This window comes from Dyadobacter frigoris, assembly GCF_005280585.1.
Lineage (GTDB): Bacteria > Bacteroidota > Bacteroidia > Cytophagales > Spirosomataceae > Dyadobacter > Dyadobacter frigoris.
In genome coordinates, this window is the sequence record NZ_SZVO01000001.1 from 439,873 (window position 1) to 455,947 (window position 16,075).

The 16,075-nt window shown below is 39.2% G+C and carries 9 protein-coding genes; 5 read left to right on the forward strand and 4 right to left on the reverse strand.

All coding sequences use genetic code 11. The annotated features are described in order from the left end of the window. Positions 1–104: 104 nt before the first annotated feature. Positions 105–2,195 carry a protein-disulfide reductase DsbD family protein gene (locus tag FDK13_RS02035; protein WP_137338301.1) on the reverse strand — a complete coding sequence of 697 codons (2,091 nt, stop codon included), beginning with the start codon at positions 2,193–2,195 and terminating at the stop codon, positions 105–107. 262 nt (positions 2,196–2,457) lie between these two features. Between FDK13_RS02035 and argB the strand changes: the two genes are divergently transcribed. The 3 genes from argB to FDK13_RS02050 all read left to right on the forward strand — a co-directional run bounded on the left by argB (position 2,458) and on the right by FDK13_RS02050 (position 8,613). After that, on the forward strand, positions 2,458–3,246 hold the full coding sequence (gene argB / locus FDK13_RS02040) for an acetylglutamate kinase (RefSeq protein WP_137338302.1): 789 nt from the start codon (positions 2,458–2,460) through the stop codon (positions 3,244–3,246). Between the two features lie 424 nt (positions 3,247–3,670). Beyond that, positions 3,671–6,997: a SusC/RagA family TonB-linked outer membrane protein gene (locus FDK13_RS02045; protein ID WP_137338303.1), complete on the forward strand. Its 3,327-nt coding sequence runs from the start codon at positions 3,671–3,673 to the stop codon at positions 6,995–6,997. A gap of 20 nt (positions 6,998–7,017) precedes the next feature. Continuing rightward, a complete protein-coding gene (locus FDK13_RS02050; RefSeq protein WP_285542618.1) occupies positions 7,018–8,613 on the forward strand; it encodes a SusD/RagB family nutrient-binding outer membrane lipoprotein in 1,596 nt (531 codons plus the stop codon). Positions 8,614–8,767: 154 nt separating this feature from the next. Here FDK13_RS02050 and FDK13_RS02055 read toward each other — a convergent pair whose 3' ends face one another. The 3 genes from FDK13_RS02055 to FDK13_RS02065 all read right to left on the reverse strand — a co-directional run bounded on the left by FDK13_RS02055 (position 8,768) and on the right by FDK13_RS02065 (position 12,508). Next, entirely contained in the window at positions 8,768–10,330 is a 1,563-nt protein-coding gene (locus FDK13_RS02055) for an FG-GAP repeat domain-containing protein (RefSeq protein ID WP_137338305.1), read from the reverse strand. Between the two features lie 62 nt (positions 10,331–10,392). Continuing rightward, positions 10,393–11,727 (reverse strand): argininosuccinate lyase, encoded by a 1,335-nt coding sequence (argH, locus tag FDK13_RS02060; protein ID WP_137338306.1) that lies wholly within the window; start codon positions 11,725–11,727, stop codon positions 10,393–10,395. 274 nt (positions 11,728–12,001) lie between these two features. After that, positions 12,002–12,508 carry a C40 family peptidase gene (locus FDK13_RS02065; RefSeq protein WP_137338307.1) on the reverse strand — a complete coding sequence of 169 codons (507 nt, stop codon included), beginning with the start codon at positions 12,506–12,508 and terminating at the stop codon, positions 12,002–12,004. Positions 12,509–12,789: 281 nt separating this feature from the next. Between FDK13_RS02065 and FDK13_RS02070 the strand changes: the two genes are divergently transcribed. Together FDK13_RS02070 and FDK13_RS02075 are read left to right on the forward strand one after the other, a co-directional pair. Continuing rightward, positions 12,790–13,965 carry an AIR synthase-related protein gene (locus tag FDK13_RS02070; RefSeq protein WP_137338308.1) on the forward strand — a complete coding sequence of 392 codons (1,176 nt, stop codon included), beginning with the start codon at positions 12,790–12,792 and terminating at the stop codon, positions 13,963–13,965. Between the two features lie 234 nt (positions 13,966–14,199). Further along, complete coding sequence (locus FDK13_RS02075) at positions 14,200–15,909, forward strand: PQQ-dependent sugar dehydrogenase (protein WP_137338309.1); 1,710 nt, start codon at positions 14,200–14,202, stop codon at positions 15,907–15,909. Positions 15,910–16,075: the final 166 nt, after the last annotated feature.

Consider the following 16,075-nt stretch of genomic DNA (forward strand, 5'->3'; position numbering starts at 1 on the left):
AAGGACGAAGTTCTGGAAAATAAGCTGATTTTCTTGTTATTTTCAAATAAAAATGGCCTCATTGTCTGAAACAATGAAGCCATGCCTAATTTTTTATTTGGAATTTATTTTTTAAAAGCAGCTTTCGCGCTTTCCAGAAAGGCCACAAAATGAGCCGGATTTAAATCATAATTTTTGGGAGCAACCAAAAGATCACCATTCTGATCCACGATGCAGTAATGTGGCTGAGCATTATTATTGTATTTAACAATTTGCAAATCAGCGTTTTGTGCTCCGATCGTTTTCTTTACTTTATTGTCATATCTTGAAGTATACCAGTCCGCTTCCGGCAGTTCGGTTTTATCATCAACATAAAGCGCAGCAATGACAAAATCATTTTGAAGACGTTTTAATACTTCCGGATCCGGCCAGACGCGCGCTTCCATTTCCCGGCAGTTGACACAGCCATGTCCGGTAAAATCAATGAAAACCGGTTTGTTAACCTTTTTGGCATAAGCCCGGGCTTCTTTAATATCAAAAAAACCATCCAGATCATGGGGCAAATGGAAAAGATCAGCGTATTTTTTAGTTACGCCCGAAGATGCCGCCGGGGCAATTCCACTAACTTTTTTACTTAAATCAAAATCAATTGTTGATTGTGGTGGCAAATAACCTGCCAACGCTTTCAAAGGCGCGCCCCACATACCCGGAAGCATATAAACGACGAAAGTGAAAGTGATGATGGAAAGCAAAATCCGTGGAACGCTCACACGCTCAATTGGAGAATCATGCGGGGTAAGGATTTTTCCCAAAAGATAAAAACCCAGCATGGAGAAAATTACGATCCAGAAAGCCAGATAAACTTCACGATCCAGCAAATGCCAATGGTAAACCTGATCTGCAATACTTAAAAATTTCAATGCAAGCGCAAGTTCCAGAAAACCTAGTACCACTTTTACAGTATTCAACCAGCCCCCGGATTTTGGCAAAGATTTCAGCCATTGCGGAAATAAAGCAAACAATGTAAAAGGAATGGCGAAAGCTGATGAAAAAGCTGCCATACCCACAATCGGTTTCACAACGGCACCGCCGGCAGAAGCCACCAACAAACTTCCAACAATAGGCCCCGTGCAGGAAAATGAAACAAGAACCAATGTAAAAGCCATAAAGAAAATCCCGGCATAACCGCCCTGATCTGACTTTGCATCCATTTTATTTACAAAAGCACTTGGCAGAACGATTTCAAAAAGTCCCAGGAATGATAATCCAAAGACGAAGAAAATCGCAAAGAAAAGTACGTTTGGAATCCAGTGTGTACTCAGAAAGTTTGCAAAAGCCGGTCCGTTTAATCGGGAAACGACTGTTCCAATAAGGGTATAAATCAATACAATTGAAACACCATATAGCAGCGCTTTGAATTTTCCATTCGTCTGATTGGTGAAATAACTAACCGTCATTGGAATAATTGGAAACACACAAGGCGTTAATAACGCCACTAATCCTGATAAAAAAGCAGCAAGTGCAAATGCCCATAGGGATTTGTCCGCACCGGTATCTTCGGCAGTTAAATCAATTTTAGGTGTTTCGGATTTTGCTTTGAAAGCAGTTGCAGAATCTCCGGCGGATAAGGAGATATTAGCTGTTTCCTGAGAAGTGGTATCTTTTATTTCCGTAGAGGAAGCAGTTGTTTTATCTTCTGCAGGTGTTGTTCCAACGGATTGTTCAGCAGAAATACCTGCTACAACTTTTAAACCTTTAAATTCGAAATCATCACTTCCTGGTACACAGGTTCCGGAAGTGTGGCTGCAAGTCTGGTATTCTGAACTTCCTTTAATAACCGGATTGTCAGTTAGTATTTTTATGGTTTGTTTGAAAACCGCTTTTCCATCAAAAAATTTGACATTCCCGCCCCAGATTTCTTCATATTTTGTCTTTGGGTTTTGTGGTTTCAGTTTACCGACCAATGAAAAAGACTTGTTATTGGTATAGGTGAAAGTGGTTAACATAGGCCCCAGCTCGGGATCAAAATCAGAAGAATAAATGTACCAGTCTTTATCGAGCACAGCCGTAAAAACCAGATCTACCATGTCACCTTGCTTTACCTCATTTTTTGAGAAAGTATAAGTCCATTGCGCATGTTTCTGAATTTGGGCAATGGCATTGGTTTTTGCAAAAAATGCACAAACAATAATGAATAGAAAAAGACTTCGTTTCATCGGATATTTTGATAGTGGGAGCTGAACCGGATAATTCAGGTTTATAATTTTATAAGATTGAAAAGCAGTTGATCTTCACTGCCCTGATTTAATTACTCAACGTAATTTTTCTAAAAAAATTCATCGTGTAAAATAACATATTGAAGGAAATCTAATTTGGGGCAAAATTAATTTTATTAAAACCTTATAACACATTTAAAACCCTATTGGTGATTTCTTCTAACTTTGCGGGCTCAAATACGTAATAGTAACTATAATTTCAATGTCTGAATCTCTCTACGTAATAAAAATCGGTGGCAATGTAATTGACAATCCTGATGCCTGTTCCCGTTTTTTAGCTGTTTTTGCCAAATTGCCCGGAATGAAAATTCTTGTACATGGAGGAGGGAAAGTGGCTACACAAATTGCTGCGAGGCTTCAGATTGAAACACAAATGGTTGACGGACGCCGTATTACCGACAAACCGATGCTGGATGTGGTGACTATGGTTTACGGCGGATTGGTTAATAAAAATCTTGTCGCGGCTTTGCAATCGCTGGGCTGTAATGCGATCGGGCTGACCGGTGCGGATGGTGGAATTATCCGTTCGGCCAAACGTCCGGTAAAAACGATCGATTATGGTTTTGTTGGTGATATAGAAGAAGTGAATGATAACCAGATTGCATCCATATTAAACAGTAATCTTATTCCAGTGATCGCGCCGTTGACGTATAGCAATGAGGGGTCGCTTTTAAATACCAATGCAGATACGATGGCGTCGGCCGTAGCGGTGGCAATGGCGGGCAGCTTTGACGTAAAGCTGATATATTGCTTTGAGAAAAAAGGCGTTTTGTCTGACCCGGATAATGATGAAGCCGTAATATCTTCCTTAATACCGGCTACTTATGCCGAATACAAAGCTTCCGGCGTCATTAACAAAGGGATGATCCCAAAACTTGACAATGCGTTTTTGGCTTTGGAAAAGGGCGTGGCCAGTGTGATCATTTGTCATGCAGATGATTTGGGTGAAGCGGTTTTCGGAGCGGCTGGCACTGTGATTTATAATGCATAGTAAATTAGTGTAATATTATTGTGTAGTATTTATTCTAAAAGCATTAAATAAATTCTGTATCCATTTATTTATGCAGAATTTATGTTTGAATTTGAATTAAGTTACAAAAAAGGATCTGCTGATCAAAAATAGTTGTGGCCGGTTTTCCATATTTCGAACCATCTTTTAAGGTTTAATTGAATTGTTCCTGCTAAAATTATAATATAAGCCATAATCATCAGTTAGCCGACTTCGATCTTTTTATTCTTAAAACAAAAGATTCTTCTTCATTACCTTCACTTCGAGATATATATTAATAATATTTTGCATAAACATAATTTTTTTTAAATGCTTTTGATATTTATTAAAATATTTTATTAAGTTTGTAAACATTATTTCTTTTTAAGAAGAATGATGCTGTTCACTTATAACCTTTTTACTCTCTATGGGAAAAAATTTACTTAAGCTTATTGTCATGATCATGGTAATGAGCGCTCCCGTTTTCGCTCAAACGATCACGGGAAAAATTTCCAGTACACCTGATGGGCAACCACTCCCAGGCGTATCCGTTCTTGTAAAAGGTACCACTTCGGGTACTACCTCAGATGCCGGCGGGGCATTCAGTATATCGGCAACGGGAAAAAACACACTTGTTTTTTCTTTCATTGGTTATAAAACCCGTGAAGTTGTTGTAGGAAGTCAGTCTGTGATCGATGTTGCTTTGGAAGAAGATGCTTCTCAATTAAATGAAGTTGTTGTAACAGCACTTGGTATTAAAAAGGAGCAGCGTGCATTAGGTTATGCTACGGCAATGATCAATAATGAATCTCTTGTAAAAACGGCATCTCCAAACTTTGCAACAGCATTGTACGGAAAAGCCCCTGGTGTTACGATTAACGCTACGCCGGGTGGAGCAACCAGTGGTGTGAGTGTTAGTATCCGTGGTTTTAGCTCGATTTCAGGAAATACACAACCTCTTCTTGTATTGGATGGTGTGCCTATTCGTAACGGGGAATCAAGAAATACAGATTTCTGGGGTGATCAACGTATTCGTGGTAACGGTCTTTTGGATTTGAACCCGGCAGATATTGAAAACATCTCGATTTTGAAAGGTGCATCCGCTGCGGCTTTGTACGGTTCAGAAGCGGTGAATGGTGTAATGTTGGTAACAACAAAAAGCGGAAAAGGTAAAAAAGGATTTGGTGTTGATTTCAGCGCAAGTTATAATGTTGATAAAATCGCATATTTGCCAAGATACCAGAATGTAAGAGGTCCTGGTTATCCATTAAATTACAACAATGGTGGACAGGATGCAGCAGGATTTATCTATTATGATACAGACGGCGATGGTACGAAGGAAACACGGGGTTTGCTTGGAGCAACAGTTAACTTTGGACCTAAATTTGATGGTAAGCCGGTTATGGCATTTGATGGTGTAATCAGACCTTATTCTCCATCAAACAATAGTTATGCAAACTTGTTCCAGAATGCAAGCAGCTCAAACATTAACCTTGCGGTTTCAAAAGTGACTGACAATGCGAATATTCGTTTCTCTTTTACACGCCAGGATAATGGAATGATCAGTTACGATTCTAAAAACAGCAAAAACATAGCTAACCTTAATTCAAGCTTTAACACAGGTAAAAAGTTAAAGACGGATATCATGGTGAACTTTGTAAATCAGCATACGCACAACAGACCTTACAAAGTAGATCGTATGATCAACAACTTTACAGGGATGATGAACCGTTTTGAATCTGCTGACTGGTACTTCAACAAATACCAGACAAGTCAGGGATACAAATATGTAACGGCTGCTTCGGGTAATCCAAGTTTGACGCCAAACGAAAATATTAAATACAACGGTTTCAAAAGTGATATCGCTGATTATGTATGGAGTACAAGAAAGAATACATATGATGAATATAGCAATCGTATTATCGCGAGTTTGACCCAACACTATGATATTACTCCTGAATTAAAATTAAGAGGAAGAATTGCAACAGATTTTACATCTGAAAGAACGGAGGACAAACAAGCAAGCGAAAAACCTCTTGCATTTGGATATTCAGGTTCTTTTGGAATGAACAACAACCTTTATAATAATGTTTACGGTGATTTGTTATTAACCTACACAAAAAAGCTGAATGCAGATATGACTGTTTCAGTATTGGGTGGTTACAATGCAAACAAACAGCTTAACACATTGGAAGGCATGAGCACAAACGGAGGTTTGAGCACAGAAAATTTCTTTGACCTTTCGGCCGGGGTAAATAACCTGAACGGTTCGAATTCCCGTATTAGATACACAAGAGATGCTTATTTGGGAACAGTAAACTTCGACTACAAAAACTTGTTCTTTATTGAAGGAACTGTAAGAAGAGACCGTACATCCACTTTGGCAAAAGGAAACAACTCATTTGTATATCCATCTGTTAACACCAGCTTTGTTTTCACAGATGTATTTAATCTGCCGTCTTTCTTTAGTTATGGTAAATTAAGAGGTTCGTTCGGGGTTGTAGGTAATTATCCACAGACTTATCAGGCAAACGTTGCTTATCAGCAAGGAAGCTTGCAGGTTCAGCAAACGGGTGGTCAGTCGGTATTGTATACTTACATGAATTCAAGTTATGGTAATGACAAAATCCGTCCTGAAAAGAAACGTGAATTTGAATTCGGTTTGGAGACTAAATTCTTTAATAACCGTATTGGTTTAGATATCTCTTATTACAATGCACAGATCGTTGATCAAATCTTACCATTGTCAATCGCTTCAACTTCTGGTGCAAAATCAATCCTTGCTAACGTAGGTACATTGAGAAATAAAGGTTTGGAAGTTGCCTTGAACTTTTCTCCAATACAAGGAAAAGGTTTGAATAGCTTCAACTGGGATGTAGTTTTGAACCTTGCGCAAAACACAAACAAAGTTGAAAAACTTGCTAATAATTCAACAGAATTACTTCACGCAGATTTCGATGGTAATGCAGCTCAGTTGAGATCAGTTGTTGGTCGTCCGATGGGAGATATTTTCGTACACGGTATTCTTAAAAATGCCAAAGGAGAACAAGTTGTCGGTACTAACGGTTTGTATCAGCTTGATCCTAACTACAAACAAGTAGGTAATGCAATGCCGAAACTGACAGGTGGTTTGATCAATAACCTGAGCTACAAAAGCTTCAGCCTTGATATTGTAACAGACTTCAGAATGGGTGGTTCAATTATGCCAACAGGTATCAACTGGATGACTTCAAGAGGTTTGACAAAAGAAAGTTTGACTGCCATGGATACAGAGCACGGTGGATTGACTTACTATGTTGATGCCAATGGAAAAGGTGTTCAGACTACGGATGGAGTTGCTCCAAGCGGTGCTACAATCTATCATGATGGTATGCTGATGCAAGGTGTAACACCAACGGGAGAAGTGAATAACAATGTAATTTCTCAGGCTGTTTATTACAACAGTACTTACAACTGGGGTGGACCTCAGTACAGCAGCTCTCGCTACGAATTGTATGTAAAGAAAAACAACTTCATCAAAATGAGAGAAATTTCTCTTGCATACAGGTTGCCAGCTTTCATCGCACACAAAATCGGAACACAGAATGTAACAGTATCTGTATTCGGACGTAACCTGTTCTTCATCTACAGATCGATCAAAGATCTTGATGCCGAACAAACCAATGCAAGTACAAGATGGTATGAAAACGTGAACAACGCGGGTAACAACCCATCATTCCGTACCATGGGTGTTATGTTAAGAGCAAGCTTCTAATTTTTAATTCGATTATGAAAATGAAAAAAATATCATCATTAATATTAGCAGGGCTTTTGCTTGGTGCAGTGTCCTGTAAAGAATCGGATTTTACTGATTCGTATGCAGATCCTTCAAAGATTGCTGCAACTACGGTTGAAAAACAGTTTACAGGTTTTTTACAATCTACCAAGGATTATATTCTTCCAGGGTACACCAATTATTTCGTGGCCTTGCGTACTTCGATCAATCATTACAACCAGGTTACAGGTTGGATCAATGATTCAGGACAATACATTCCGGGTTCTTCGGGTACAGAGGCGGTTTGGTTTAATTACTACAATATGCTGGCTCAGTATCGCGAGCTTCAAAAAGTATATAATTCCAAAACAGCAGCTGAACAAGCTGATCGCAAGTTCTTCATGACCGTTGCCACGATTTATTTGTACGATCAGACAGAAAGAATGATTGACCTTTTTGGCGCTATTCCTTTCACTGAGGCGGGTATGGTAAGTATCAAAAGCGGAGACTATGCTAACTCATTGGCAAAGTTTGACGATCCGCAGACGCTTTATACTTTGATGCTTGACGATTTGAAAAGCATTTCGGCAGAATTGAATACAACAACAATTAATGCGGGGTACCTTAAATCTTTCCAGACTCAGGATTTCGTGAACAAAGGTGACCTTACGGCTTGGAAACGTTATAACAATTCCCTTCGTTTGAGAATGTTGAACCGTGTTTCGGCTGTTGACGCTTTTAAATCAAGATCCGCTTCTGAAATGGCAGAGATCCTGGGTAACGCTACAACTTATCCAATCGTGACAACCAACGATCAGAATATTCAGATCAATGTATTTAGTGTAAATTCTGACATTAACTCAAAAGGTTTCCAGGGTGGGATAGCTTCTGACGGAGGCTGGTTCGGTAATACGGCAGGCAAAAAGATGATGGATTTCATGAACACGAATTCCGATCCACGTTTGCCAATTCTTTTTGAACCAGGTGCAAACGCGGCAGGAAAATACATTGGTATTGATCCAACAGCAACTTCCGCAGTACAAACTGCACTTTCTAATGCTGGACAGGTTGCGATCTACAACCGTTATGTAACAAGCCACAACCAGTTTTTTCCAGGTGTAATTATCAATGCGCCAGAGGTTAATCTGATTAAGGCGGAATATTATTTAAGAATTGGAAATGATGCTTCTGCTAAGCTGGCATACGAAACTGCAATCTCTCAATCTACAAAATTCTATAACGGAATTCTGGCAGTAAGTAACGCAACGGGTGTAAATGTTGCACCGGCTCCTGCTACGGATGCTTCCATCACGGCTTACATAGCAACAGATGCAGTAAACTGGGATAAAGCAACTTCAAGCACTGCAAAACTTGGTTTGATTGCAACTCAGAAATGGCTTCACTACAACTTGGTTCAGCCATACGAAAACTGGGCAGAAACACGTAGACTGGATAATCCTACTTTCACTTTCCAGGTTGACAATGCAAACAACCAAACATTGCCTCCTGTAAAATGGACTATTCCAAGTAATGAGATTTCTTACAACACGACTAACTATTCAGCAGTAAGAGATCAGGATAAACTTACTACCAAACTTTTCTGGGACGTAAAATAGTCTGAAAGTCATATCTTTATAAAATAAACGAGGCAGATCATGGACCTGCCTCGTTTATTTTATAAAGACAGCTGTGAAAATCCCATCGTAAAATAAATTCAATACGAAGGCGAAAAATTAAACTGAGAAGAGCAATTTAGAAATAAAAACTCCTTTACTTTTTTTCATTCTTCAAAACCAAAACCTGTGGAAATGAGAAAACTCCCTGAAAAACCAGTTTTGTAAATTCCGATAAATTGTGAAAGTAGGAACCAAGCATAATATCGATATCACCATCTTTATCAAAATCTGCGGCTTCCATCGTCATCCATTTTCCGGTTGCCGCTTCGGGTGTAGAATGTGCTTTGAAGTTTAAATTTCCTTCATTGGATAAATAAATAAATTGCTGCTGAGGATTTTCCAGTTCAGTATAAAAAGAAATAGCCGCAATGTCCATATCTCCGTCGTTATCGAAATCTCGTGCTACGGCTTTCGCTGCGCCATATAAAGGATAAAAATAGCTTTCTTTGAAATTGTCTTTTCCGTCATTCAGGTATATTCTTACACCGTGATAATTTTTCCTGATTGCTGAATAATCCCAATTATCTCCATTCGTAACCAAAATGTCCTGGAAACCGTCTTTATTAAAATCAACCAGTTCAAAATAACTGATGCCATATTGTGGCGGAAACCTTAGCAAGGTTTTTTCCTTAAATTCTCCGTTTCCCAGATTGTAAAAGATAGAGATCTGTTCGCGTGCCTGCGCCATGAGTATCATAAGATCCGGTTTTTTGTCATTATTGAAATCTGCAATCTCAATTTTTCTTGCGCCGGGAAATTCTTTTAGAACATGTTCTTTCGTAGGCCGGAAGTCATCAAGCCAGAATAATTTTCCGGAATGATTTCCAAATTCACAGATTATTGCGTCCTCTTTTCCATCCATATTAATGTCGGATGTGATGAATTGAACGGGTCTGTGTAAGGATTGAATAGTAATGGCTGAGGGTGAGATGGTCTTTTCAAGAGACATAAGCCGCCCCAATTTCTGTTCAGAAGGCTGGAATAAGCCAATTGTTAAAAGTCGTGGAGCTGCGTTTTTTGGAAAATCCATATCAACCGGGGGACTTTCCACCCACCAGGAATCTTTCAGTTTGAATTGATTATCCAAAACATAAAGGACATTTTGTGCATCCCCGACATAAACTTGGGAAGTAGCCTGATCGAATTTTAATAAGGTTGTCTGTGGGAAAGGTTTGTCGCCAAGTTTTATTTCCTGCGCTTTAAACAAAAGAAGTGAATTTGTTACGACTGGAATTACTTTTTGTGGTAATGGTTCTGCCGGCGCTTCCGTTTCGTAATACTTTACAATTTTGGCCCAGTTTTCATCGGAAATTAATTGGGTTTCGGGATATATTCCCTGTTCCCGAATCAGGTTTATTTCTACTTCGGGTAAGTCTTCATAGGGATTTCTGCCTGCACTTTTTATACCAAGTCGTAACCCCATATTTGGCAAAACGGAATTAACCCAGGTTGCTTTATTCAACGACGAAGGATCGGGAATAAGATGGCAAGCGCGGCAATATTGTCCGGCAAGTTGCCTACCTGATAATGTATCAGAATAATTAATCCGTAAATCAGCTGCGATTGCTGTTTTTTCTTCTTCTTCTTCTTGTTTTAACGAAAAAACACTAATCCCCAAAAAAAGAGAAACAATTAGGCCGAGTTTTATCGTGGACATTTATTGTGACTGATTAGGATTTTAGATGAGATTTTTTTCAAAAAAAATCTCATCTTATTACTTCAAGCTGTAAGGTTTGCCAAAGCCACTTTCACCTTATCAAATTCAAACCGCGTCAACTCGTTATCCATGCGCCCCTTGATCAGGTCATTCTGCAAATTTCCAATACTCCCTTCATGTGTATGTTTCAGTTCACGCGGTGCAGCATAACTTCCATCACCAATTTCTGCTCCAACCTGGCGATATGCATCACGAAAAGGAACACCGTTGATAACCAATTCATTCACACGCTCCACACTGAACAACAAATCATATTTGGCATCAATCAGTAAGTTTTGTTTCACCTTAATATTTTCCAGCATAAAAGCTGCGATATCCAGACAATCCAGAATTTCGTCAAAAGCCGGCATCAGGATTTCTTTCAGCAATTGCATATCCCGGTGATAACCTGATGGAAGATTACTCAAAACCATGGTAATTTCCATCGGCAGCGCTTTCATACGATTTGTTTTGGCACGAAGCAATTCCGCAACATCCGGGTTTTTCTTATGCGGCATGATACTGCTTCCGGTAGTCAGATCATCCGGTAAAACGATGAAACTGAAATTCTGGCTGTTGTACAAACAAACATCCATAGCAAGGCGGGAAACCGTTGCAGCCACAGAAGAAATGGCTGTAAGAGCGGCCTGTTCCGTACGCCCGCGACTCATTTGTGCGTAAACAACATTGTGATGCATGCCTTCAAATCCTAATAGTGCCGTAGTCAGCGTACGATTTAAGGGAAAAGAAGAACCATAGCCAGCACCGGATCCCAGCGGATTTCTGTTAGCCAAACGGTAAGCTGCATTTAATTGAATAACATCATCGATCAAACCTTCCGCGTAAGCACCAAACCACAAACCAAAAGAAGATGGCATAGCAATCTGTAAATGTGTGTAACCAGGCAGAAGATCATTTTTGTGTTCTTCGGATTTACTGATCAAAACGTCAAAAAGTTTTTCCGTAGCCTGAACAACCTGGAAGAGGCGATCACGGGTATACAATTTCATATCAACCAAAACCTGGTCGTTACGCGAACGTCCGCTGTGAATTTTCTTGCCAATGTCGCCTAATTTGCGCGTCAGCATTAATTCTACCTGCGAATGAACGTCTTCTACACCCTCTTCAATTACAAAATCGCCTTGCTGGATTTGCGCATAAATTTCAATCAATTCCGCTTTCAGCGCAGTAAGATCATCCGAGGTGAGCAAACCGATTGTTTCAAGCATCGTTGCATGAGCCAGATTTCCAAGCACATCAAATTCAGCAAGATGTAAATCCATTTCACGATCACGGCCGACAGTGAAACGTTCTATTTTTTCAGAAGTAACGGTATTTTCTTTTTGCCAGAGTTTCAAAATCAGTAGAAGAATTATGGTTACACAGAGGTACACAGAGTTGGATTGAGCTACACAGAGGTATTAATCCTAAACCATTAGCCTCATATTTCTACAAATTTACAATCAATTGAGGAAACAGTGGGGAATTGAGAGAGTTATTTTCTTAGGTTACACAGAGCGCCACAGAGTAAATGAGAGATACACAGAGTTTTATTTGAGATAAGAAAAAACTCTGTGTCCCTCCCTTTTACTCTGTGGTTCTCTGTGTACCTAATACCTATATAAGCAACACTCAGTTTATCATCCTACGGATGGCCACGAAGCGTTTTTGGTAGTAATCCGCACTCAGTAAGTCGTAACGTACACCGCCATTCCAGGCGGAGTGTATAAAGCGTACATAACCAGGCGCTATTTCGGTAATAATTCCTACGTGTCCTACGCGGGAATCTTTTGAACTATGACCTTTGAAGAAAATCAAATCACCTTTACGCGCTTCTGAAAGATTAATTTCTTCCCCTTTTTCAGATTGAGCGGCGCTTGAATGTGGCAAAAGGATATCCCACTTGCTAAAACAATAACGGACAAAACCGGAACAGTCAAAACCTTTTTTGGAAGTTCCGCCGGAGCGGTAACGGATATGAAGATGTTTATCGGCAAATGAAACCAGAGATTCAATGGGATTGAGCGTATCAGCAGCTGTTTTTGGAGGATTTAGTGATTTTGCATTAGCAGTATTGCCAAATAAGAAAGCACAAAATAGCAAGCTTAAAAGAACGGTACGTTGAATCAAATTCTGCATTCAGATTGGGTTAGGTTCTGATACTTAAACTTTTGCCAATAGAAAATCTTGTATTTTCTATTAAATACCTTAGAAGTTTAAAGATAAGAAGGTTTTGGCATTTAAGAAATTTTAAAGAATTAAGTTTTTGTGAACTTTCTTAATTTGACTGATAAGTTATTAACAGCCAGTGATTTTACGATTCTATTTGTCAATCGTGTTGTTAAGCTTCATTCCCCCCATCTTTTTTCCTATTTTTGTGCCCTTCAATAAGAATATTTAGAATTAACCATACTTAACGCATGGAAACCACCGACCGTTATTTGCAACGCGGCGTATCTGCATCGAAAGAAGACGTACACAAGGCAATCGAGAATATTGACAAAGGGTTATATCCAAAAGCCTTTTGCAAAATTGTTCCTGATACGCTCGCCGGAGATCCGGAATATTGCACCATCATGCACGCGGACGGAGCGGGTACCAAAACTTCGCTGGCCTATTTGTACTGGAAAGAAACCGGTGATATTTCAGTTTGGAAAGGGATCGCGCAAGATGCCATTGTGATGAATACTGATGATTTATTATGTGTAGGCGCCACGGGGCCGATGCTTTATTCATCTACTATTGACAGAAATAAAAACAGAATTCCAGGTGAAGTGATCGCACAAGTGATAAACGGCGCGGAGGAAATTCTGGAAATGCTGCGCAGTTATGGCGTTGAAATATATAGTACCGGCGGCGAAACGGCTGACGTTGGAGATCTGGTACGCACTGTGACTGTGAACAGCACTGTGATTGCCAGAATGAAAAGGTCGGAGGTTGTTGACAATGCCAATATTAAAGCCGGTGACGTCATTGTAGGACTTGCTTCTTATGGTCAGTCGAATTACGAAACTTCTTATAACGGAGGCATGGGCAGCAACGGATTAACTTCTGCGCGTCATGATGTTTTAGGGAAATATCTTGCTGAAAAATATCCTGAAAGTTTCGATCCGGAAGTTAATAAGGATCTTATTTATAGCGGTTCAAAAAAACTTACCGATTCCGTTGAGGGAACAGATTTGAACGTTGGACAATTAATCCTTTCTCCAACAAGAACTTATGCTCCCGTAGCCAAAGCATTACTTGATGAACTTCGTCCGCAAATCCATGGCATGGTACATTGCAGCGGTGGTGCGCAAACCAAGATTTTGCATTTTGTTGATAATCTGCATATTATAAAAGATAATCTGCTTCCGGTCCCACCTTTGTTCCGTTTGATCCAGGAAGAAAGCAAAACGTCGTGGCAGGAAATGTATAAAGTTTTTAATATGGGACATCGCCTGGAAATCTATTTATCCGAGGAAAATGCCGCCCGTGTTATTGAAATTTCCCAATCGTTTGGAATTGAAGCTCAGATCATTGGTCGTGTAGAAGCTTCTCCGGTTAAGAAACTGACGATTTCGAGTGAGGCGGGAACGTTTTATTATGATAAGTAACGTTTTTGTAAAAGAGTAATTCTCTTAAATTTTTTAAAGGGTTTATATCAAAAATATTTTTTTGATATAAACCCTTTTCTATTGATTTAGAAGGGGATTTTATAAGTATTAATAAATAATTCTATTGAATAAAAATAGGGAGTAAATAGTTGATAATAAGGTTTGTCTAAAAATTTGGCATGAATGTTGTAGAAATACTTTTACAAATATTTCTCATCGTTAAATTCATCAACCATGGAAAAATTCAACCTGAAAAAAGGGGAAGTTAGTTTCCTTATTCTGCTTCTTTGTTTTACATTCTGCACAAATCGAGGTTATACACAACCCACAATTTATTTTAAGTCGGTAATTTCCAGTGGTCTAAGTTCTCCAATACAGCTCGTCAATGCTGGTGACGGAACAAACCGAATTTTTATTGTCGAAAAAACAGGCGCTATTAAAGCTTACAGTGCTACATATGATGCATTAGGGACTTTTCTGACCGTAGCGGGAATTTTGACGGATGGCGAGCAAGGCTTGCTAAGTCTGGCTTTTCACCCGGATTATGCGGCGAATGGATTATTTTTTGTTTACTATACCAATAGTGACGGCAATTTGGAAATAGCGCGGTATAAAGTAAACTCCGTAAATCCTGATGTTGCGGATCCGGGATCAAAGTTGGTTGTTCTTACTGTGCCTCATCCGGGGCAGGCAAATCATAATGGCGGAGAATTACATTTTGGTAATGACGGAAATTTATATCTGTCAATAGGAGATGGAGGTGGAGGCAACGACCCCAACAACAATGCTCAGGACCCTACGAGGCTGTTGGGGAAAATTCTTAGAATTACGGTTAATACCACAGATTCAGGTCTTCCTTATACCACACCTTCTGATAATCCTTATCCGGTTGGAAATACAACCAAAAATGAAGTTTTTGCAACCGGGTTAAGAAATCCGTTCCGATGGAGTTTTGATAGCGGGACGGGTGATATGTGGATCGGGGATGTAGGGCAATCGGCTTGGGAAGAAATTAATCATCGTAGTGCTGCAACTTTATCAGGTGCTAATTACGGATGGGGCTGTTACGAAGGTAATGCTATACACAATAATGCCGATTGCATACCAAATGCACAATATCATTTTCCGGTGCATGAATATGCCACAAACAGCGCAGCTGGAAGTTCGGTTGTAGGTGGCGTTGTTTACAGGGGAACAAAATATTCACAGATGCAGGGCTATTATATCGGTGCTGACTTTTATTCTGGCAATATTCATGTGTTGGGGCCGGTTGAAGGGACAATTGAGACAACCGTCCAGACATCATCTTTTACCAACATTTCTGATTTTGGAGAGGCTGAGGATGGTGAAATTTATGCAGTCGCACTAACATCAGGAATTGTTTATTCTCTTTTACCCGAAAATCCATTACCGGTTGAGCTGATCAGTTTTACCGGTATTACAGGAAATGAAGGTGTAAAGCTGAATTGGCAGACATCTGTGGAAAAGAATTTTCGGGAGTTTGTTATTGAATATAGTACCAATGCGAAAAAATTCAGCCAGATAGGTACCATTAATTCAGAAAGTATGCCTACAGGGAAATCATATCAGTTTTTTCATCAGATTAATTATCCCGGAGATAAATATTATCGTTTAAAAATGGTGGATAAGGATGACAGTTTTGAATATTCAAAAATCATCAGTATCAATGGAAATGAAGATTTGTCTGCCAATTTTGTCCGGCCATCGCTAATTGATAGTAAAACGATGCATATTTTAATCGATGAGCCTTTCAATTCTCTTGAACTGGTAAGTATTAATGGAAATATTGTTATAAAAAAAGACATCACCAATAAAAACGGAGACGTTAACATACCGGTAGAGTCTGTGTCATCGGGGATGTATATAGTAAGATTACTGGGGAATGAAAGGAGTGTAAACCAGAAAGTTCTGATTGTACAATGAGAATGTAAACATTGTATTTTTTAACATAAAACCATCAATGTAAGCTGTTAGGCTTGTATTGATGGTTTTTTTACAAAAAAGAAAATTAACTTACCGTCTTATTTTTATTTGCAGGAAATTTTTCCGGACAAAAATACCTTATAACTAATAAATTAGTTATAAATTT